The sequence below is a fragment of the Gluconobacter sp. GP1 genome, assembly GCF_032913585.1.
GTDB classification, from domain to species: domain Bacteria; phylum Pseudomonadota; class Alphaproteobacteria; order Acetobacterales; family Acetobacteraceae; genus Gluconobacter; species Gluconobacter cerinus.
On record NZ_JASGXC010000002.1, the window covers coordinates 60101 to 81714 of the forward strand.

A 21614-nucleotide genomic window follows, 5' to 3' on the forward strand; every position below is an offset into this window, starting at 1 on the left:
TGTCCTGCCCGGATCAGTGCGAGGCGTTAACGGGCGGTGCGGACAGCGTGGCGCGGGCAGCCGCGGCCTTCTTTTCCAGATCCGTCCAGGGGGGGAGGGTGGTGCGGGTGCGGCGGAGATACGCGGCAATGCGGGCCATGTCATGGTCCGAAAGGGCCGTGTAGAAGCTTGGCATGGCGATATTGTCCTGACCTTCGGCAGCGCCGATGCCATGCAGCATGACCTGGAACAGATTGTTCGGCTCATCCAGCCAAAGCGCGTTGTTCAGAGCCAGTTCCGGGCGGCCAGAGACCGGCATCGGGCCGGAATTGTAATGGCAGGCGCCACAGGCCCCCTGATACAGGCGCGCATCCGCATCCAGTGTCTGCGGGCCAGTCAGATCCTTGCCGGACATCTGCATGGCGCGAGCAATGGCAGCCTGATCGCCCTGAGAACGCTGGGCAGCCTTCGCGACGTCTGCATAATAATGAGCAATGGCATGCACATCGTCTTCCGGAATCTTGGACAGGAAGCGATGCGGCACCGGAGACATTGGGCCAGCAGCAGAACCATGCAGCGGAGCGACGCCGAAGCGCAGATACTGGAAGAACTCGTCTTCCGTCCAGACAACCGGCGTTGGGTTGTGGTCGTTCAGCGGTGGAGCAATCCAGCCATCAATGACAGCACCATCATAAGCATGGCTCAGCTTCTCTGCACCCAGAAGGTTACGCGGCGTATGGCAGGCACCACAATGGGCGTTACCTTCGGCCAGATAGGCCCCGCGGTTCCATTGCGCATCATGCTTCGGGTCGTTCTGGTAGCGGCCCGGCGTAAAGAACAGGAGCTTCCAGAAACCCTGACCTATCAGACGGATGTTGATCGGGAAGGGGACCGTGTTGTCACGCGGCTTCAGGTGCACGGCCGGACGCGTCATCAGATACGCATACAGGTCCGAGACGTCCTGATCGTTGACCTTCGTGAAGTGGTCGAACGGGAACGCCGGATAAAGCTGTGAACCATCACGGGCAATGCCCTTGTTCATGGCGCGCTTGAAGGCTTCCAACGACCAGTTGCCGAGACCCCATTCCGGGTCAGGCGTGATGTTGGAAGAGAAGATGTCACCGAATGGGGTGGCCATCTTGAAGTCACCGGCCAGTTCGGGGCCGGGGCTGCCATCCACGCGGGTGTGACATTCGGCACAGTATCCACCGGCGGCAACGATTTCGCCACGCTTGATGGCGTCTGCGGAAAAAGAGGCCGCAGCGGGAGGGGAGATGGGGGCGATTGCGGGGTACCACGCATAGGCGAGGAAACCGAGGCCGCCCACTGCACCGAGGCCCACAATACTGGCGGCTATCCGTTTGAGCATTCTTGTACTGTCCCGGCACTGTTTGAAAAACTGCCGTCCACAACGTGACGGATGATTGTTCCCCTCAATATGGCACGGGCACCAGAAAGGGAAGATTGAGATAACTCAAAATTCGGTCTGATCGAGGTCAAAGTGCAGTTTTCATCGGGGGCGGGTTTCAATGTCACACAAATGGGGAGGGTGTTCACTCAAATTTACGAGATGATGCGCCAATATTCATATTTCAAAATAGGGATTTTATTAGTCCTATATCGGCGTGTCATTGTCTGTTCACTCTTGAAAAAACGATTCGGAGCGATTGAATATTTTGTCACTCGGTGCCAAAATGAATTCGTTCTTCTGGGGCTGTTCGCAATCCTGTCGCATGAAAAGAAGAGCCGCCCTGTTTCCGAGCGCATCTGAGCCGGAGTAGAGTGGGGCAGATCGTTGTGTGAAAGGGCGGCTCATTATCATTCGTCCGACTTACGTCCGGAGCCTCGCTGGAGGGGCTCTGGTGCTGTCCATTGTGTTGGCTCTGTGCTGCGGCCGTTACCCGCTGTCTCCGCATCGTGTGGTGATGGTGCTTGGGCGGTTACTTCACCTCTGGGGAGGGCAGGATCCTGTTGCCGATGCTGTGGTCCAGCAGGTTCGGTTGCCGCGGGTTGTGGCCGGAATTCTGGTGGGAAGTGCGCTATCCTGCGGTGGCGCAACCTATCAGGCCGTCCTTCGGAATCCCCTTGTTTCGCCTGACCTTCTGGGTGTTCTGAGTGGCTCCGCTTTTGGGGCGGCACTCATGATTGTTCTGGGTGCGTCACCTGCATGGATTCAGATCGGTGCGTTTGCTGGTGGTGTCGTGGCCGTGGGGTCTGGAATTTCCATTTCCCGTCTGTTGCCACAGGGCGGCCTCCTGACATTGCTGATGGGTGGCCTTGTGGCCAATGCCGTTTTCACAGCGCTTCTGTCTCTTGTGAAATACACTGCCGATCCGATGGATCAGTTGCCCGCTGTTGTGAACTGGCTACTGGGGACACTGTCCCAGACGGGATGGAAAGAGCTTTCCTGGTTGACTGTTCCAGTGCTTGTTCTGGTCGCTGTACTGGTTTTACTTGCGCCTTTACTGGATGTGCTTTCTCTCGGAGACGATGAAGCGCGGAGCCTTGGGGTTCCTATTCAGATTATGCGGCCTTTCGTCATTCTGCTTGCGACGCTGGCCTGTGCCATGACGATTTCCATGGCGGGTATTATTGGCTGGGTCGGTCTTCTGGTGCCTCACATTTCCAGAATGCTGGCGGGCGCAGAGCATCGGCGGATGATGCCGGTCTGTGCCTTGCTGGGAGCCGCCGGTGTTCTGCTGGCAGATACCGTGTCGCGCAGCCTGACCTCCGGAGAAGTGCCACTCGGGATCATGACCGAGCTTTTCGGTGCCCTTGCCTTTATTCTCGTGCTTCGGCGTCTCCGCGGGGACGCGACATGAGTGGGGTTTTTCTGTCCTGCCAAGGTATTACGCTGAAACGATCGCCTCGATCGGTGGTGCTGAATGATGTCAGCCTGACGTTCCAGCGTGGTGAACTGATTGGGCTTCTTGGCCTTAATGGTGCGGGCAAAAGCACCCTTTTGCGCATTCTGCTGGGGTTGCTCAAACCGACGTCTGGTGAGGTGTATCTTGAAGGTACGTTGTTATCGTCTCTGCGGCCTTTAGACGTGGCGCGGCGTCTGGCGTATGTGCCCCAGGCACACGCGATGACGTTTCCTTACACGGTCCGGCGGATGGTCGAACTGGGGCGTATTCCCCATCATGGCGTGGCAGGGCGCCTCGGAGCGGAAGACCGGCTCCGCGTTGATCAGGCCATGGATCGTCTGGGACTTCTCGCCTTGGCAGAGCGTCCGGTGACGGAGCTGTCTGGCGGCGAAAAGCAGCGTGTCGTGTTGGCGCGGGCCCTGGCGCAGGAAGCAGTCGGGCTTCTTCTTGATGAGCCAATGAGCGGTCTGGACTATGGTCATCAGCTTCGTTTGATGAGTCTGCTTGTAGAACTGGCCGCTGAAGGACATCTCATTCTTCTGACGTCCCACCGGCCCGAAGAATTCTTTTCCGCCGGCCATCGCGCGCTTATTTTAGAGGAAGCGCAAATTGTGGCGGACGGCCCACCCGAGCTTATTGTGACGGCTGAACGCATGTCCCGTCTTTATGGCGTTCCTCTGGCGCAGATTGATCATGCCGGGAAACGTTTTTTCCATCGTGAGGAGAGTGAATGATGAGACTGTCTCGACTGGCTGGAGGGCTTCTGGGTCTTTCGCTCATGGCCACCACAGCATTTGCTGCTCCTCCCACACGTCTGGTGGAGGGATGGTATGCCCATAACGCCACGCTCATTATGCTGGGCGCGCAGGACAAGATCATCGCGACGGTCGCCAAGCCATCAATCATGCCGTGGATGTTCCGTCTGGTGCCGTCGCTTTCCAAAGCTCAACCTCTGGACCCGGGAAATCTGAACGGAGAAGAGCTTTTACGTCTCGCACCGGATCTGGTGTTTGTCACCGCGTCGAGCCATTCCGTCGCGGCGCTCTCCAAGGTTGGTCTGCATGTTGTCCCTGAGGGCTTTGATCGTTTTATAGGGCTTCTGGAATGTGTGGATAGCACGGCCACCCTTCTTCAGACGCCCCTGGCGACGCAGCGTGCGCAGGCTTATCGTGTCGCTTTCCTTAAGGAAATTTCTCAGGCCGCAACCAACCCGCAAGGGCCCAAAGTGCTTCACGTTGAATCTTTGAAGCCTTTGCGGGTGGATGGAGATCAGAGCATTATCGACCAGTGGATCCGTTCTGCTGGTGGACGCAATGCGGCTGTGGGCGTGCATGGGAACAAGCAGCCTGTCTCTGTCGAGCAGGTGCTTTCCTGGAACCCGGACATTATTATTGTGGGCGCCACTGCAGGGAATCCTGCCCAGCTTGCCAGCGATGGCGTCTGGTCTCAGCTCGCCGCTGTCAAAGCTGGCCGTGTTTACCGCAATCCGGCGGGAATTTTCCCGTGGGATCGGTATAGCCCTGAATTGCTTTTGCAGGTCGACTGGGCCCGTCAGATTGTTCAGACGGGTCATGTGGATGAAGCCGGAATGATTACAAAGATGCAGCAGTTCTATCGTCAGTTTTACGGAATTACGCTCCGGACTGAGGATGCGCGTCGCATGCTTGCAGCTCTGCCGCCGGAGTGACACGATAAGGCAGAGTGATACGGTGAAAATCGTTTCAGAGACTGATCCGTAACTGCAAGGAAGCCTTGAATGACCCGGACCACGCCTTTCCCTTATGGTTCTTTCTGGAAAAAAGTGTGTCTGGGGAGTGCTTTGCTGGCTGGCACGGTTTTTGGAGGCATGGCCCACGCAGCACCTGCTCTGATGCCTGTGCCGCAATCCGTCTCGGCGTCCAATGGTGTTGCATCCCTTGCGGGAGGTGTCCGGATTGTCTGGGCCACCCCGCCGTCCCCCCTTTTACAAAGAACCGCAGCCCGGTTTTCTCAACGCGTCGGTGCTCTGACAGGCTCATCTTCTGCGCATGGTGGCCCGTACGTTCTGCATATCAGTGCAGCCTATGATCCGGCCTATCTCACGGTTGGTGCCAAAGAGCATTATGCTCTCACGACATCAGCGGATGGCGCCCATCTGGAAGCTGACGGACCGGCAGGCGTTGTGCATGGGCTGGCTACATTCCTGCAGCTTGTTCAGAAAACATCAGATGGAGTTGTGGTAGAACGGCTGCATATTGATGATGCTCCACGCTTTGCGTGGCGTGGCCTGTTGTTGGATGTGTCCCGGCATTTCGCTTCTGTAGAGACCGTCAAACGTCAGCTTGATGCCATGGAGCTTCTGAAGCTTAACGTGCTGCACTGGCATCTGAATGACGGGACCGGCTTCCGTGTGGAGAGCCGTGTTTTCCCAAAGCTGACGAGCGTTGGATCGCACGGGCAGTATTATACGCAGGCTGAGGTTCGAGACATTGTGGCGTATGCTGCGGATCGCAGTATCCGCGTTGTGCCTGAATTTGACGTGCCGGGTCACGCGCTTGCGGTGTTGCAGGCCTATCCGGAACTGGCCGCCCAGCCACTGCCAGAGGTCAACGCCGTTGGTGAAAACCTGAACAACCCGGCGATGGACCCGACCAATCCCAAGACGCTGACATTCATTCGTGCGCTGTATGCGGAAATGGAAACACTCTTTCCGGATCATTATTTTCATTCGGGTGGTGACGAGGTTCTGGGCACTCAGTGGACCAGCAATCCAAAAATTGCGGCCTATATGAAGGTGCACGGATACAAGGATGCACCAGCCCTTCAGGCAGCCTTCACGGCGCAGGTGGAAAAAATCCTGTCCAGCCAGGGCCGCGTCATGATGGGGTGGGACGAAGTCAGCGAAGCGCCAATTCCCAAAAATGTTGTTGTGGAAGGGTGGCGCGGCTCAAAGTGGACGGGTTCTGCTACACAGGCCGGGCATCCGGTTGTCGTGTCTTCGGGCTATTATCTGGATATGTTGACGCCGTCCCGGACGCATTACGCCATTGATCCGTATGACACCAAGGCGAATGGCATCACGCCAGAAGAACTGACGGAGACACATCCGAAGATCACCCCGCTGCTTCAGGCTTTCATCCAGGACCCGAATGCAGCGCCTTTGACCGATGACCAGAAGAAAATGGTTCTGGGTGCAGAAGCCGCGCTCTGGACGGAGGTTGTCTCCGAAAACATGTTGGATGCCCGTCTGTGGCCCCGTACCGCAGCTCTGGCCGAGCGGTTCTGGTCTTCTGAAAACGTGCGGGATGTGGATGATCTGGAGCGCCGCTTGCCTGTGGTCATGGCAGAACTCCAATCAACAGGGTTGCAAGCCGTGCAGCATGAAAATGCGTTGAAGGAGGCTTTGGCACCTGCGCATACCGGCCCTCTCTCCACGCTTTTGAGCGTTACGGTTCCGGTGCGCAATTACGCCTTGAATCGTCTGGCGTCCAAAAGTGGCGATGCCATGCTGTCGGCTCCGGTCGCGATTGCTGATCCGGATGCTTTTGAGGCTATCCGCTTCAACGATATGGCTAAACGGTATGTCGCGGGTGAAAAGAGCCTGAAGGTTCCCTTGAAGGCCATGCTGGCAAGCTGGGCTGCCAATGATGAAGCTTTTGTCGCAATTGCCGCAGATGTGCCTGCTCTGGAGGAGGTTACGCCCGTATCTCATACGGTTGCGGCCCTCTCCAATGCTGGCTTGAACGTTCTGAACGGAGCTTCAGGAACAGCTTGGCGGCTGGATGCGCAGCATCTGATCGCTGCACAGGAAGAGCTGTTTCACAACTCATCCAACCATCTGCTGTCCCTGAGGCGCGAGCAGCCTCCCGGGGGGCTGCTGATTGCCGTTCTGCCTGGCATTAAAGCCCTTATTTCCAGCCAGAATTAATGCCTTGTTCCATACCTCGCTTTTCTGCGCGAGGTATGGCTCTTGGCGTCCAGGTCGTTTCGACTGTAAACTTAAGTTACAGGCCCGCGGACGGACCAAAAGGCCTGCCTGTTTTTCACATTTAGGCCTCTCATATGCATCAGAAGAAACTCTCCCCCAAGGTCGCTTTGCTGCTGTCCGCCAGTTTTGGCCTGGCAGCGCTGCCTTCGATTGCGTCTGCCAAGCCCGCAGCGCCTCAGATTACTTATGACCAGTATGGTCTGGATCTGGCCGGGCGGGATGTGAGCGTCAAGCCGGGAGATAGTTTCTTCGATTATGCCAATGGCAGCTTCCTGAAAGCGCTCGAAATTCCGTCGGATATGAGCAGCTACGGGCCGTTTAACGCGCTGGCTGAAGCCTCCCGTCAGCGCATTCAGTCCATTCTGAAAGACCTGTCCGCGCATCCGGTCGCTCAGCCTCAGACGATCGATGAGAAGCTGGGCACCTATTATGCGTCTTTCATGGATGAGAAGGCTGTCGAAGCATTGGGTTCCAAGCCGCTGGATGCTGAAATCGCAAGCATCCACACAATTACGGATCTGAAGGCATTTGCGCAGTTTAGCGGGGCGTCGTCCGATACGTTCGGATCATCGCCGTTCGCGCTGGACGTGGATGTGGATGCGAAAGATCCGACGAAATATGCGCTCAGTGTCGATCACGCCGGGCTCGGGATGCCGGATCGGGACAATTACCTGAAGCCGGAATTTGCATCCAAGAAAGCGGCCTATCAGGCATATGTCACGAAGCTTCTGACGCTTGTTCACTGGGCTGATCCCGCCAAGTCAGCGGCAGACATTGTGGCTTTTGAAACCGAGATTGCCAAAGTTCATTGGGCGCGCACGGAACTCCGCGATCCGGACAAGACCTACAACCCGATGACGGTAGAAGCGCTGGTCAAAAGTGTTCCTTCTTTTGACTGGATGACATGGTTGCGGGCGTCAGGTGTGCCTGAGGCCGGGCTGGCGCAGCGGGTTGTTATTGTTGGTGAACCTTCCGCCATCAAGGCGGAAGCAGACCTGATTGCAAAGACGGATCTGAACACTCTGCGCGCCTGGCAGGCGTTCCATACGGCGAGCAATGCTGCATCGTTCTTGCCGGATGCTTTTGTGCAAACGCGTTTCGCCTATGTGAAGGCCATGTCAGGCCAGCCTGCTCTGGCAGCGCGTTGGAAGCGTGGTGTGGATTTCACGAGTTCCGCCATGGAAATGGCGCTCGGCAAAATCTACGTGGAGCGATATTTCCCGGCTTCGGATCGTGCGGCCATGCAGACGCTGACGGGAAACCTGAAAGCAGCTTTCCACAACCGCCTCGAACACAACACATGGATGAGCGCACAGACGCGTGAAGCCGCGCTGAAGAAGCTGGCCAGCTTTGAAATTCAGGTGGGTTACCCGAATGAGTGGCGGGATTATTCCGAGCTGGTTGTGAAGAAGGGCGATGTGTACGGCAATGCCGAGCGCGCTTTCGCTTTCGACTGGCACTATCAGTTAAGCCATCTCGACAAGGTTGTTGACCGCAACGAGTGGCTGATGTCGCCCGCAACGGTGAACGCCTACAACAATCCGCGTTTTGTGGAAGTCGTGTTCCCGGCCGCAATCCTTCAGCCGCCGTTCTTCAACCCGAAGGCTGATCCGGCTGTGAATTACGGGGCGATCGGTGGTGTCATCGGGCATGAAATGACCCATTCTTTCGACGACAAGGGCCGTAAGTACGACGACAAGGGGCGTCTGCGGAACTGGTGGACAAAGGAAGACGAAGCGCGCTTCCAGAAGCTCGCAGATCGGTTTGGTGCGCAGTATGACGCGTTCGAGGTTCAGCCGGGCGTGCATGTGAACGGTAAGCTTACGATGGGCGAAAATATTGCCGATCTTGGTGGGCTGACACTGGCGCTGGATGCTTATCATGCGTCCCTGAATGGGAAGCCAGCTCCCGTCATTGATGGTCTGACGGGCGATCAGCGCGTGTTCATGGGGTGGGCACAGGTCTGGCGTGAGAAGGTTCGTCCGGATACGGAGAAGCAGATGGTCGTTATTGACCCGCACTCGCCACCAAAAGCTCGCGTAAACATCCCGATGCACAACGTGGATCTCTGGTACAAGGCCTGGAATGTACAGCCGGGTGACAAGCTCTATCTGACCCCGGATCAGCGCGTCAAAATCTGGTAATTGCGTATGATGGGGTGGAAAACCACCCCATCTACTCGCTGGTTTACGGACGCATATAATGGGCTGCCGCAACCATGTTGATGAGTGCAGCTTTCGTCTCCGGCCATTTGCGGGTTTTTAGTCCGCAATCCGGATTGACCCAGAGGGCATCCGGGCTGAGGGTTTTGCTGGCAGCCCGAAGCAGGTCCACCATTTCCTCGACAGACGGCACGCGTGGGGAATGGATATCGTAAACGCCCGGCCCGATTTCCGCAGGGTAGCGATAGGCTGCGAACGCATCGAGTAGTTCCATGCGGGAGCGGGCGGTTTCAATCGAAATCACATCCGCATCCATTGCGCCAATGGCGGCAATGATATCGTTGAATTCCGAGTAGCACATATGGGTATGGATCTGCGTGGCGTCCTGCACACCTGAGGCTGAAATACGGAAACTTTCTACGGCCCAGTCCAGATAGGATTGCCAGTCTGCGCGACGGAGCGGCAGGCCTTCACGCAAGGCGGCTTCGTCAATCTGGATAATGCCGCATCCAGCTTTCTCCAGATCGCACACTTCATCCCGGATCGCGAAAGCGATCTGTCGGCACGTTTCCGAACGCGGCTGATCGTCTCGTACGAAAGACCAGTTCAGGATCGTGACAGGTCCCGTCAGCATACCTTTCATCGGGCGGCTGGTGATGGACTGGGCATATTCCCACCATTCAACCGTCATGGCTTTTGGGCGTGACACATCCCCGAAAATGATGGGCGGCCGGACATAGCGAGACCCGTAGGACTGCACCCAGGCGTGCTTCGTGAACGCAAAGCCGGAAAGCTGCTCCCCGAAATATTGCACCATGTCATTGCGCTCAAACTCGCCATGCACCAGCACATCAAGATCAATCTCTTCCTGCCAGCGGATGGTCCGGGCGGTTTCTTCCCGCAGGAAGGTTTCGTAAGCCTCGGAAGAGAGCTCTCCTCGTGCATGATCCGCACGGGCTTTGCGGACTTCCGGCGTCTGGGGGAAGGACCCGATTGTTGTCGTTGGGTAAAGCGGCAGCCTGAGTTTGGCCTGTTGCAACGGACGGCGCGCGGGGAAAGGGGAAAGGCGCTGGGTGAGAGCTGGGTTGCGATCTGCAGAGCGTGCCTGAACGGCAGGATCGTTGATTTTCGTGGAAGAGCGACGTGCCTGAAGAGCCGCAGCGTTTTCGGCTAAAATGGTTTGCACAACGCCCCGGCCTTCATTCAGGGCGCGCGCCAGTGTGTGCAACTCCTCGATTTTTTGAACGGCGAATGCGAGCCAGGATTTTACATCCGCGTCCAGATCTGTCTCCCGTTCCAGGTCAATGGGTGTGTGGAGGAGAGAGCAGGACGGCGCGAGGATCAGGTCACGCTGGCCCACCAGCGGTTCAAGATGGTCCAGAAGCGCGTTCAGGTCGGCCTTCCAGATATTCCGCCCATCCACTACGCCGAGAGACAGCAGCAGATCAGGTCGTGCTTTTTCCAGAATGGATGCAAGCTGCTCGGGAGCGCGGACAAGATCCACATGCAGGCCGTGAACTGGCAGGCTTAGGGCGATGTCCTGATTGTTTCCGAGCGCACCGAAATAAGTGGCGAGCATCAGTTTCAGGTCTGGAACTGTGGTTGTCAGAGTTTTGTATGCTGTCTTGAACGCTGCGGCAGCATTTCCCGGCAGATCCAGAACAAGACACGGCTCGTCAATCTGAACCCAATCTGCGCCTTCTGCTCGGAGGGCGTTTAGAACCCGTTCATAAACGGGCAGCAAGGTAGGGAGCAGATCAAGGCAATCAAACGCCGGGCCGTCACATTTTCCCAGAAGCAGGAAACTGACAGGGCCGAGCAGAACAGGGCGTGTCTCAATCCCAAGCGCCTTGGCTTCACGATATTCATCCACCGCTTTTGTGGAGGCGAGGCGGAACGTCTGGTCTGCTGCGAATTGCGGGACAAGGTAATGGTAGTTCGTGTCAAACCACTTGGTCATTTCGGCGGCAGGGACATCCTGAGGGGTGTCATGAGCATGACCGCAGCCACACTCTTCGGATGTCGTCTGGGAGCCGCGCGCCATGGCGAAGTAGGTTCCCAAGTCCACCTTGCCCTGCACGTTGCCGTAAATGGCGGGAACAGCATCGACCATTGCGGATGTATCCAGCACATGATCGTAAAGCGAAAAATCGTTGGAAGGGATGATCTCTGCGCCGAGGTCTTTCTGGCGCTGCCAGGCTGACGCCCGAAGGGACGCGGCGGTGGAAAGCAGATCATCGGCGGAGGAATTTCCCGCCCAGTACTGTTCAAGAGCGGTTTTCAGTTCACGGCGGGTGCCGATACGCGGAAAGCCCAGAGTTGCGACGCGGACGGTCATGAAAGCCTCGACAGGTTCGTGGCAGTGCGCTCGCAGGGCATGCAGGATCGTTCACGCCCCGAACAGGAAATGTGCGGCGTGGAGACATGCGTGACCCGTCCGGAACGCCCCGCCGGAGGATGTTATGTGCCGTGGCAGGTCTCCTGGCTTACGGGTCTCCGCGCTGATTCCGCCTTCCCGGACTTTCGCCCAGTGGCCTGTATGGAATCGGCACTCGCCGCTGACAGTTGCGGGGGCAGCGCCGGCTTTGCACCGGCTTCCCTCTTAGCCACGCCGGATGCGTGAACATCCGGCATGGAACCATGACAAGCCTTATGACTGCCGCATGTTCTAAAAAAGAGTCAATAGCTCTTGCTCATATAAAGAACTCCTTATATGTAAATCCGCATGGAACAGGCCCTCATCATTTTCCAAGCACTGGCAGACATGACCCGTCTGCGGATTCTGGCCCTTCTGCGCGAGATGGAACTGTCCATCGGCGAGGTGGCGCAGGTGCTCGGGCAAAGCCAGCCCCGCGTGTCACGGCATGTGAAGATCCTGGCAGATGCGGGATTGATTGAGCGCCGCAAGGAAGGAAGCTGGGTCTTTTTGACTTTGGGTGTTCCGGAACGTCTGGAGCCTGTCTTTATGGCGCTGGATCGATGGACTGCGCGGGAACCGGCGGAAATCCGTGCGGATCGTATTCGCTTGCAGGCCATTCGGGATGTTCGTGCGCTCGCGGCGGAAGACTGGTTTGAAACCCACGCAGCAGAATGGGACGCATTGCGTTCCTTGCATGTGTCCGAACAGGAGGTCGAAGCAGCGATCGTAAAGACGCTTTCAGCATCTCCGATCGGCCGGCTCGTGGATATAGGCACCGGAACAGGTCGCATGATGGAGCTGCTGGGGGCCGGCGCTCAAACAGTCATCGGGTTTGATCGCAGTCCTGCCATGCTGCGATTGGCGCGGACCAAGCTTGCGGAAGCTGGTCTGGAGCAGGCTGATCTGCGGCAGGGGGACTTTCAGGCCCTTCCGTTGCCAGAGCATTCAGCCGATGTCGCAGTCATGCATCAGGTTCTGCACTACGCACAGCATCCGGCTGCTGTAATTGCGGAAGCCGCGCGTATTCTGGATGCCAACGGTCGCTTACTAATTATCGATTTTGCCTCCCATAACCGGGAAGAACTTCGCACACGGGATGCGCATGTCCGGCTTGGATTTACCGATGCGCAGATGGCGACGTGGTTTCGCGCAGCCGGTCTGGTTCCCGCAGAGCCGGTGGCTCTTGAAGGCGAACTGACCGTGAAACTCTGGCTTGGCCAACGCCCCAACTGATCCGAATTATTGAATAAGGAGCTGGCGTGATGCCCGCACAGACAGGGCCTCTGCCCGCAATTTCGTTCGAGTTTTTCCCCGCAAAGTCGGAAAAGGCAGCCGCCACGCTGCTGGAAAACGCAAAAACGCTAGCTGCTTTTGGTCCGCTGTTTATGTCCGTGACGTATGGGGCAGGTGGGTCAACACGGGACCGCACCCTGGCCACCCTGAAAGACATGGTTCGGGAAACTGGCGCGCCAATGGCTGGGCATCTGACCTGCGTGGGAGCCTCCAAAGAAGACGTCAATGCCGTGGCGCAGGCGTACTGGGACGCTGGTGTGAAGCACATTGTGGCTCTGCGTGGTGATCCGCCGCCGTCAGCCGGGGGCGTCTATGAGCCTCACCCGGAAGGCTACGCGGGGGCAGTGGATCTGGTGCGCGGGCTGAAGGAGATTGCGCCGTTCGAAATCTCCGTTGCGGCATATCCGGAAACGCATCCTGCCGCGCTTAGCCCGCGATCGGATCTGGAGCATCTGCGAGCGAAGATTGATGCGGGTGCGGACCGGGCCTTAACGCAGTTCTTCTTTGAAGCGGACACATTTCTACGCTTCCGGGACCGCGCTGCGGCCATTGGAATCGAGCGGCCGATCGTGCCGGGTATTCTTCCGGTTGGAAGTGCTGCGCAGGCCTGGAAGTTTGCCGATATGTGTGGTGCGAACGTGCCGAAGTGGATGCGCGACCTGTTTGAGGGGCTGGATGAAACGCCCCAGGCACGCGCGTTTGTCGCGGCCACGATTGCCGACCGGCTGTGTCAGACACTGAAAGCTGAAGGGGTGGAGCAATTCCATTTCTATACGTTGAATCATGCAGATACAGCATTAGCCCTTTGCCGCCTTCTTGGGCGACGTCCGATCTGAAGCGGAGAGGGCTGGATTTCCTGCGTAAACGGGGTGACAAAAGGGAATGACAAGATTCCCGATCGTTCTTCTCGACTACGATGGTACTCTGGCGGAAACGCAGCCGGCCATTCTTCGCAGCCTGAAGGAAGCCTTTGAAGCCAGCGGCTACAAGGGCCCTTCATCAGACGCCCTGAAGCATCAACTGTCAAAGGGTGGGACGCTTCAGACGCTGTTTCAGGCGATCATTCCCGACAGTGATGTTGATGATGCGAAGGCTTTTGTTCGTCATTATCGGGCTTATTACCCTAAAGCCGATCAGGAAGAGACCGTCCTGTTTGACGGGGTGAAGTCAGTGCTCGACGATCTTAAGGCTGACGGGGCAACGCTGGTAATTCTCAGCAACAAACATGCTCCAACTGTTCATGCCAGTATCGAGCGCTTCGGGCTTGGTGGGTGGATCAGCAATGTGATCGCGTCCGAACCAGACTATCCGCACAAGCCGGATCCCCGCGTCATGACGGACCGTGTGCGGCCGTTGTTCCCGGAAGTTCCCGCATCGGATTTTCTGATGGTTGGCGACACGGCGGCAGATCTTGGATTTGCCCGCAATAGTGGCATTGCATCCTGCTGGGCGAGTTATGGGCACGGGTCTGCAACGCAGTGCATTGACCTGAAGCCGGATTTCCAGATCGACAGTATTGCCGGGCTTCTGAACGTCGCCCGCTAATACAGTGTGGTTCAGCCCTTGGGGGCTGGACCAATGCTGCCGCGAGCGACGAGTTCTGTTTCCAGAATGACGTTCTTGTTCTGGCGGCCGTCCTGCTGGGTTAGAAGACGGACTGCCTCCATGCCTTTGCGTTCATGAGGCTGCCGGATTGTGCTGAGGTCCGACAGGGCAGCGGCAGGAATGTCATCAAATCCAAAAATCGACACGTCTTCAGGAATGCTGAGACCCGCCGCACGAATTGTCTGCATGGCGCCAATTGCAACGCGGTCGCTCATTGCCAGAATTGCTGTCGGTGCATTTTGCCGGTTCAGCAGAAAGCGCGCGCCTTCAGCCCCGGACTCTTCAGAGTTGATCGGAATTTCCCAAGCCGGCACGTTTTCGGGGGCAATACCGGCTTCCTGGAGGGCTGTTAAGTACCCCTCAAGACGCATGGCAATCGTGCTGTGTGCAATATTGGCGCGACGCTTGGCTGTCAGGATGCCAAAATAGTCGTCATGGGCAGTTTTGAGAGACAGGATACCGAAGCGACGGTGTCCTAGCTCAAGCAGGGTCTTTGCCGCGTTGTAGGCGGCTCCACGGTCATCAATGCCGACATATGGCACGTTGTCCAGACGAGGCTGATCCACCACAACGAGCGGAACGTTCCGCTGCTGCGCCATCAAAACGCACCGGCTATCGGGGGCCACGGAATAAAGGATGTACCCGTCGACCGCAGCATTACCGAGCGAAACAGGTGTGTTCATGTTGCGGAGGCTGCTGCCTGCTGAAATCAGGGCCAGATCCGTTTCCATTTCGTCGCAGCTTTTCGCGACGCCGTTCAGGACGGCGAGAACGGCAGGATCAGAAAATGCGTATGGGAGATCTTCACTGAAGAGAAAGCCCAGTGCCCCGGAATGCCCGGTTGCAAGCTGTTTCGCTGCTGGATCAGGGCCTGTATATCCAAGCTCCTGGGCCGCTGCGAAGATCTTTTCCCTCAGCGCAGCCGAGAGTTGGCCCGGCCGGATATAGGCATTCGAGACTGTCGTGTGGGACACCCCGACCTGTGCCGCTACATCCTTGAGCGTAACCTTGCGACGACCGTACTGACGGGTTGTTTTCATATGTTATCCAATAATGAAAACGCTGCCTTCGTGCAATCCTGACGGAAGAACGAGAAGGCACCTAATATGCAGGTGCCTTAGGTAAATGCTGGTCTGAACGTCGTCTGCCCATCTTCACGATTACGACAAGAGGGTAAACGTCTCAGTTTTTTGGCTTTGTTGTCGCAGTATTTTTCTGCGGAGCAGGTTCAAACATCGCCCGGCATTTCGGGCTGAGCTGATCCATCTTCTTTCTCATGCAGGCTGTAATCTTGGCTTCGTTAGGAATGGCAAACGTGCACAGGCGGATGGCGTCACCTTGGCAGGCCTGTTTCTGCTCGTCGCGTGTCGCGGCTGACGCCGTGCCAGACAGGGCGCCAAAACCGGTCAGGCAGGCCAGAAGCATCAGATAGCGGGTCATGGACCTTCTCCTTTTCCATCTAAAAGCGTTTGATAAGCAGGACAGTTTCCGTTGGCTCGCACGGTGAAACAGGGTGTGGTGCAAGCCGGGTTCTGGTTATCGGGAGAGCGGACGGACGATGCGTGCAAACCTTGCGCCTTCCAGGGAAGAACGTTGGGCACCGGGTTTGCGTGAAGGGGCTGTAGCTGTTGGTGAGACTGCCAGTCCGTCAGGGCGGAGTGTCATGATGAGCATTCTGGCGCGAGCGGCATCAGGCGTATCAGCCATGCAGTAACTGATGGCGCGGGACTCTCGCTGAGACTCAATCAGTCCACTGCGGCGGAGGGTGCCGAGATGCTGGCTCAGTGTTGGTTGGCCAATACCTGTCATGGTCTCAATTTCACTGACAGCATGTGAGCCATCGAGCAGGGCCGACAGGATCATGAGGCGTTGAGGCTGCGCGAGCAGGCGCAGCCATTCGGCAAGATTTCGGCTTTCTTCGAGGGCGAGAAGAGTCATGGGCGCGGCTTCTTCGGCTGAAGGAACCAGCTCGGACCTGCTTTCTGAACTGCTTCCTGGGTCTGAAGAGGGGGAGCAATAGCGGCCTGTCCAGGCTGCCAGCCTTCCGGTGTTAGCACGTTGGAGCGATCTACTTCCTGCAAGGCGGAAAGCATACGCTGCAACTCGGCCACTGACCGGCCAACGCTGGCAGGATAGCTCAGGATGGCGCGAATAATTCCCGTCGGATCAATGAAAAAGACGGACCGTACCGTGGCGCTGTCCTGTGCTTCCAGATCCATCATTCCGTAGGCGCGGGCGACCTCCATGGAGGGGTCTTCAACGATCGGGAAAGGAATGCGGACATTGAAGCGTTCTTCAATGGCCGTAATCCACGCCAGATGAGCGGGAAGACTGTCCGCAGAAAGCCCAAGGAGAACGCAGTTCCGTTCGCGGAAAAAGGTCTCCACTTTGGCAAAGGCAATGAACTCGCTCGTGCAAACGGGTGTGAAGTCCGCCGGGTGTGCGAACAGCATGACCCAGCGGCCTCTCAGCGAACTCAGTACGAATTCACCGTGGGTTGTGCGTGCCGTAAAATCGGGGGCCTCGTCGCCTATGCGAAGGGGGAAAAAGGCGGAGTCTTCAGTGAGTGGGCCTGTCATGATGCTGTATCCAGCCTGTCCGGGTCTTGACTGTTGATAGTTTATTACTTTATTAAACACATAATTGTTTTCTTGGAAATGTGTAACTCCAGAGGTGAAAACGCCATGCCTGATGCTGCCATTGACGCTGCAACTGCCCAGATTGGACGTGTGCAGAGTGGTGAGGTTCCATCCCCTGTAGTTTGCACGTTCTTTGATGAAGCGACAAATACAGCCAGTCACGTTGTTCACTGCCCGATTACCAAACGCGCTGCGATCCTCGATAGCGTGCTGGACTATGATGCTGCTGCGGGTCGGACATCCAATGGCTCTGCGCAGGCGATTGTAGATTATGTGCGCCGGGAAGGGTTGTCTGTTGACTGGCAGCTGGAAACCCATGCGCATGCCGACCATCTGTCTGCAGCGCCCTGGCTTCAGGAGCAGCTCGGCGGAAAACTGGGAATTGGCGCGAACATCGTGCGCGTCCAGAATGTATTTGGGAAAATCTTTAACGCGGGTACGCGTTTTGCACGGGACGGATCTCAGTTCGATCATCTTTTCCAGGATGGGGAGACGTTTTCCATTGGCGATCTGCCCGTCACGGTCTTGCACGTGCCAGGCCATACGCCAGCAGATATGGCGTTCGTGATCGGAAACTGCGCCTTTGTGGGCGATACGATCTTCATGCCGGACTTCGGGACCGCACGCGCCGATTTTCCGGGTGGGGATGCCCGTCAGCTTTTCCAGTCCATCCGTCGGCTTCTCTCTCTTCCGGAAGAAACCCGCCTCTTTCTTTGCCATGACTATAAAGCGCCGGAACGCGATGACTACGCATGGCTGACCACTGTGGCCCTGGAACGTGCTCATAATATTCACGTTCATGATGGTGTGAGCGAGGAAGATTTCGTGGCGATGCGCACAACGCGTGACGCCACCTTGGCGATGCCGAAGCTTCTGATGCCGTCAGTGCAGGTCAATATGCGTGGCGGTCATATGCCAGAACCAGAGGCTGACGGCATCAGCTACATCAAGATACCCGTCAATCGCCTCTGAGCCGGTTGACCGATTCAGATATTTTTGTCGGAGAGCACGTCATGCCAACCACGTCTTTAACGGATCGCTACGCTGTTTCCCCTCAGGTCACGCCGCAGGATGTTGCGGATCTTAAGGCCGAAGGTTTCCGGAGCATCGTTTCGTTTCGCCCGGATGGTGAAGCGCCGGATCAGCCGGATGCGGCGGCCGTAGAAGCGGTTGCAAAGGCGGAAGGGCTGGCGTTTATCGCAATTCCTGTGAAGGCGGGAACGGTGCCAAGCGATGCTCAGGTGTTGCAGGCCAGAGAGGCACTGGCGTCTCTTCCGGCTCCGGTTGTGGGTTATTGTCGGTCAGGAACACGGGCTGCCCAGATATGGGCGCTCGCAGAAGCTGGTACACGTCCTGCTTCGGAAATTCTTGCAGATGCCGCGCGTGCCGGTATTGATCTGGGTGGGTTGAAGTCGCGCTTGGATGCTGTGCCTGCTCCGACCATGGCTGCACGTGAAGGCGCGCGGCATTTTCAGGTGCTGGTTATCGGCGGCGGTGCGGGCGGCCTTTCTGCCTCCGCCAGTCTGCTCAAGCGCAATCCTGCTCTGGCTTTGGGAATTGTTGAACCCTCAGAAGAGCATTTCTATCAGCCGGGCTGGACCCTCGTAGGGGGCGGCGTTTTCAAGGCATCCCAGACACGTCGTCGGGAACAGGACCTGATTCCCAAGGGTGCTGTCTGGCTGAAAACGTCTGTTGAACTTTTCCGCCCCGAGGCGCGTGAGGTTGTCCTGAAGGACGGCACGGTTCTGTCCTATGATGCGCTGATTGTAGCGACAGGCATCTCCCTGAACTGGGACGCTATTCCTGGCCTGAGTGAAACGCTGGGCAAAAACGGGGTGACGTCCAACTATCGCTTTGATCTGGCGCCTTACACGTGGCAACTGGTTGAGAAGCTTAAGGGCGGCAAGGCTATTTTTACGCAGCCGCCTATGCCCATCAAATGCGCCGGGGCTCCACAAAAAGCCATGTATCTGGCCAGTGACGCCTGGCGTCGTCGGAGCGTTCTGAAGAATATTTCCGTCGAATTCAACACGGCCACGCCGGGTCTGTTTGGGGTGAAAGAGTTTGTTCCCCCTTTGATGGATTATGTGCGGGATTACGGTATCGCCCTCCATCTGGGATCAAAGCTGGTCGAGGTAAATGGTCCTGCCCGGACGGCTGTTTTTGAGCGGAAGACGGACGCAGGCGTGGAGCGTGTGGAGAGCACGTTTGACATGCTGCATGTTGTGCCGCCTCAGGTTTCTCCCAAGGTTGTCAGGGAAAGTGCCATTGCCGGGTCGGACGGTTTTGTTGAAGTGAATCCGGAGACGCTCCAGCATGTCCGGTATCCGCAGATCTTTGCTCTTGGTGACGTGATTGGAACGTCCTGCGCCAAGACGGCAGCTGCTGTGCGGGTCCAGGCCCCTGTGGTTGCAACGAATGTTCTGGCCTTCCTGCAGCGCAAAGATCCGGTGTCTGGATATGACGGATATGGCGCATGTCCCTTGACCGTTGAGAACGGCAAGATTGTTCTTGCTGAGTTCGCTTATGGCGGGAAGCTGGCGCCCACGTTGCCGAAGTGGCTGCTCAATGGCCAGAAGGCGACCCGCCTCGCTTGGTGGCTCAAAAAATACGTCATGCCGGCTCTGTACTGGAAAGGAATGCTCAAGGGGCATGAGCTCTTCGTTGCGCCTAAGTCCCTGAAGTCCGGTAAGAAATAAGTATCGGTCAGACTGATGCAAATCGCGCTTGAGCTGTTCTGTGGTGTCATTATCGGTTTTACGCTGGGGCTGATTGGCGGTGGCGGATCAATCTTGGCCGTTCCGCTGATGGTCTATGTCGTGGGGGTGAAAAATCCCCATGTCGCGATCGGGACAAGCGCCATGGCTGTTGCCGTCAACGCACTGGCGGGGCTTGTCAGTCATGCGCGACAGAAAACCGTCAAATGGCGGTGCGCAGCAGTTTTTGCGCCTTTTGGTGTTGTCGGGGCGCTGGTGGGTGCTGCGCTAGGTAAGGCTGTTGACGGGCAAAAACTGCTGCTTTGCTTTGCAGTCCTGATGATTGTTGTCGGTATTCTGATGCTTAGGGGACGTCGGAACCCTGGCATCGCGGGCGCTGCCTGTAATCGCGACAATATGCCCAAGGTCATGGCCAGCGGAACGGCTACAGGGCTCCTGTCGGGCTTCTTTGGCATTGGTGGTGGGTTTCTTATTGTGCCCTCGCTGGTTGCCTGCACGAGAATGCCCATTCTGAATGCGATAGGGACGTCTCTGGTCGCCGTTGCTGCTTTTGGGGCCAGTACTGCTCTCAGCTACATGCTGTCCGGGTACGTTGACTGGACGATGGGCGCGCTTTTTGTTCTTGGCGGTGTGGTGGGTAGTACGCTGGGGACCTCAGCAGCCCGACGCCTGGCGGGAGCCGGTGGTACTCTGACTACGTTCTTTGCATGTGTGATCTTTGTGGTGGCTACGTATATGATCTGGCGGAGTCTTACTATCATCTAAACTTGCATATTGGATTTCTGGCTACGTCCATCATCTGTGATGTGGTGTTGGTGCATTCATAATTAAATTAATTATCCTGTTTCAGGCAGGAAATACTAAGCTTCAGGAAGAGCTGAAAGAAACCTGTGAGGGGTTTTTGAACGCGTCTATCAAAACGAGGACACCGAAAGGGTAATTTGCCAGCATCTCATTGGTGTATCGGTCTTTTTTCGTGTTCCATTCCTCAATCGTTATGACATACTGAGATGTAATGGTCAGACGATTGGGAGAATGAATGGTGACGGATGTTGGTCAGCGGTTGCGGCTCGTTCGTGTTGCAAAAAATCTTTCCCAGCGTGAGTTGGCCAAGCGTACCGGTGTCACCAATTCCACAATTTCCCTGATTGAGTCGGGGGATATGAACCCCTCAATCGGCACTTTGAAACGTGTTCTGGACGGTATTCCCGTCACACTTGGCGATTTCTTCAGTTTCGAGACAGAAGGACAGGAAAAATACTTCTATCTGGCTGATGATTTAACTGAAATTGGGCAGAGCGGTATTTCTCTGCGTCAGATCGGCGGCAACCTGTTTGGTCGCGCGCTCCAGGTCCTGCACGAGCGTTATGATCCTGGGGCTGATACGGGTGTCGCGTATGCGCATGACGGTGAAGAGGCTGGCGTTGTCATTCGCGGTCAGGTGGAGGTGACGGTGGAGAACCAGTCCCATATTCTTGGGCCGGGAGACGCCTATTACTTTGACAGTCGCAAGCCTCACCGCTTTCGCTGTATCAGTGACGAAGCCTGCGAAGTGATCAGTTCGTGTACACCTCCGACGTTTTAAAAAACGCCGCAAGCGCTAATGGCTCTATGCCGTCAGTGCGCGCTTTTCCCTGAAGCCGTCGCGTAGATAATGTTGTAGCGGGCCGATTGTGTAGTGGCGCCTTACATCACGATGGGCAGCAAGATAGGCCTCACTGTTCCACAATGTCGTGGCTAGTCCCGGCCCCTCAATGAAAGCGAGCTCTGTTGAGCCAATCCCTATGAAAACGCGCACGCTGTCATCATACAGATGCGTGTATTCTTCGGCTGTTACCAGAAGAGCCTGAACAGCATGAGCACCTTCTGCATGAGGTTTGGTCAGGTATGCGCGGAGAGCAGCCTCATCATCAGCATCGACAAGCCCTGTCACTTTGTTTTTCAGGCGATCCCTCCAGGCCGCATA

The 21614-nt window shown here is 56.7% G+C and carries 19 protein-coding genes and 1 riboswitch; of the genes, 12 read left to right on the plus strand and 7 right to left on the minus strand.

All coding sequences use genetic code 11. The annotated features are described in order from the left end of the window. Positions 1 to 13: 13 nt before the first annotated feature. Positions 14 to 1348, minus strand: coding sequence for a c-type cytochrome (locus tag R5H23_RS04835; protein WP_099210909.1), 1335 nt, complete (start codon positions 1346 to 1348; stop codon positions 14 to 16). Positions 1349 to 1778: 430 nt separating this feature from the next. Here R5H23_RS04835 and R5H23_RS04840 point away from each other — a divergent pair, with 430 nt between their 5' ends. From R5H23_RS04840 to R5H23_RS04860, 5 genes are all read left to right on the plus strand, one after another. Beyond that, entirely contained in the window at positions 1779 to 2801 is a 1023-nt protein-coding gene (locus R5H23_RS04840) for an iron ABC transporter permease (protein ID WP_099210907.1), read from the plus strand. Then, entirely contained in the window at positions 2798 to 3580 is a 783-nt protein-coding gene (locus R5H23_RS04845; RefSeq protein WP_317214658.1) for an ABC transporter ATP-binding protein, read from the plus strand. The genes R5H23_RS04840 and R5H23_RS04845 overlap by 4 nt, the downstream gene beginning before the upstream one ends. After that, positions 3577 to 4533, plus strand: coding sequence for an ABC transporter substrate-binding protein (locus R5H23_RS04850; RefSeq protein ID WP_317214659.1), 957 nt, complete (start codon positions 3577 to 3579; stop codon positions 4531 to 4533). The genes R5H23_RS04845 and R5H23_RS04850 overlap by 4 nt, the downstream gene beginning before the upstream one ends. A gap of 69 nt (positions 4534 to 4602) precedes the next feature. Then, positions 4603 to 6753: a family 20 glycosylhydrolase gene (locus R5H23_RS04855; RefSeq protein WP_317214661.1), complete on the plus strand. Its 2151-nt coding sequence runs from the start codon at positions 4603 to 4605 to the stop codon at positions 6751 to 6753. Between the two features lie 134 nt (positions 6754 to 6887). Further along, positions 6888 to 8957, plus strand: coding sequence for a M13 family metallopeptidase (locus R5H23_RS04860; RefSeq protein WP_317214662.1), 2070 nt, complete (start codon positions 6888 to 6890; stop codon positions 8955 to 8957). Positions 8958 to 9000: 43 nt separating this feature from the next. Here R5H23_RS04860 and metE read toward each other — a convergent pair whose 3' ends face one another. Further along, on the minus strand, positions 9001 to 11313 hold the full coding sequence (gene metE / locus R5H23_RS04865; protein ID WP_317214663.1) for a 5-methyltetrahydropteroyltriglutamate--homocysteine S-methyltransferase: 2313 nt from the start codon (positions 11311 to 11313) through the stop codon (positions 9001 to 9003). A 115-nt stretch (positions 11314 to 11428) separates the two neighbouring features. Continuing rightward, positions 11429 to 11633, minus strand: a riboswitch (cobalamin riboswitch). Positions 11634 to 11700: 67 nt separating this feature from the next. On the opposite strand from metE, the gene R5H23_RS04870 reads away from it, so the two are divergent. From R5H23_RS04870 to R5H23_RS04880, 3 genes are read left to right on the plus strand one after another with little or no spacing between them, the layout of a single operon-like run. After that, positions 11701 to 12627: a metalloregulator ArsR/SmtB family transcription factor gene (locus R5H23_RS04870; protein ID WP_317214664.1), complete on the plus strand. Its 927-nt coding sequence runs from the start codon at positions 11701 to 11703 to the stop codon at positions 12625 to 12627. 29 nt (positions 12628 to 12656) lie between these two features. Further along, a complete protein-coding gene (metF, locus tag R5H23_RS04875; protein ID WP_317214665.1) occupies positions 12657 to 13523 on the plus strand; it encodes a methylenetetrahydrofolate reductase [NAD(P)H] in 867 nt (288 codons plus the stop codon). A 46-nt stretch (positions 13524 to 13569) separates the two neighbouring features. Continuing rightward, the gene (locus R5H23_RS04880; protein WP_317214667.1) at positions 13570 to 14232 is read left to right on the plus strand and encodes an HAD family hydrolase; all 663 of its coding nucleotides are present in this window, start codon (positions 13570 to 13572) and stop codon (positions 14230 to 14232) included. Positions 14233 to 14243: 11 nt separating this feature from the next. Here the strand turns inward: R5H23_RS04880 and R5H23_RS04885 are convergent, their stop codons facing one another. From R5H23_RS04885 to R5H23_RS04900, 4 genes are all read right to left on the minus strand, one after another. Then, positions 14244 to 15332 carry a LacI family DNA-binding transcriptional regulator gene (locus R5H23_RS04885; RefSeq protein WP_046900105.1) on the minus strand — a complete coding sequence of 363 codons (1089 nt, stop codon included), beginning with the start codon at positions 15330 to 15332 and terminating at the stop codon, positions 14244 to 14246. A gap of 142 nt (positions 15333 to 15474) precedes the next feature. Then, positions 15475 to 15732, minus strand: a complete 258-nt coding sequence (locus R5H23_RS04890) for a hypothetical protein (RefSeq protein ID WP_408874334.1) — start codon at positions 15730 to 15732, stop codon at positions 15475 to 15477. 96 nt (positions 15733 to 15828) lie between these two features. Beyond that, a complete protein-coding gene (locus R5H23_RS04895; protein WP_046900104.1) occupies positions 15829 to 16230 on the minus strand; it encodes a helix-turn-helix transcriptional regulator in 402 nt (133 codons plus the stop codon). Further along, positions 16227 to 16871, minus strand: coding sequence for a peroxiredoxin (locus R5H23_RS04900; protein WP_211510031.1), 645 nt, complete (start codon positions 16869 to 16871; stop codon positions 16227 to 16229). Before R5H23_RS04900 ends, R5H23_RS04895 begins: the two co-directional genes overlap by 4 nt. Positions 16872 to 16976: 105 nt before the next feature. Here R5H23_RS04900 and R5H23_RS04905 point away from each other — a divergent pair, with 105 nt between their 5' ends. From R5H23_RS04905 to R5H23_RS04920, 4 genes are all read left to right on the plus strand, one after another. Then, positions 16977 to 17903: an MBL fold metallo-hydrolase gene (locus tag R5H23_RS04905; protein WP_317214669.1), complete on the plus strand. Its 927-nt coding sequence runs from the start codon at positions 16977 to 16979 to the stop codon at positions 17901 to 17903. A gap of 41 nt (positions 17904 to 17944) precedes the next feature. Next, positions 17945 to 19630, plus strand: a complete 1686-nt coding sequence (locus R5H23_RS04910; protein WP_317214670.1) for a TIGR01244 family sulfur transferase — start codon at positions 17945 to 17947, stop codon at positions 19628 to 19630. A 15-nt stretch (positions 19631 to 19645) separates the two neighbouring features. Continuing rightward, positions 19646 to 20413, plus strand: coding sequence for a sulfite exporter TauE/SafE family protein (locus R5H23_RS04915; RefSeq protein WP_317214671.1), 768 nt, complete (start codon positions 19646 to 19648; stop codon positions 20411 to 20413). 274 nt (positions 20414 to 20687) lie between these two features. Continuing rightward, positions 20688 to 21233: a cupin domain-containing protein gene (locus tag R5H23_RS04920; protein ID WP_064273653.1), complete on the plus strand. Its 546-nt coding sequence runs from the start codon at positions 20688 to 20690 to the stop codon at positions 21231 to 21233. Positions 21234 to 21257: 24 nt separating this feature from the next. Here the strand turns inward: R5H23_RS04920 and R5H23_RS04925 are convergent, their stop codons facing one another. Continuing rightward, entirely contained in the window at positions 21258 to 21581 is a 324-nt protein-coding gene (locus tag R5H23_RS04925) for a hypothetical protein (protein WP_317214672.1), read from the minus strand. Positions 21582 to 21614: the final 33 nt, after the last annotated feature.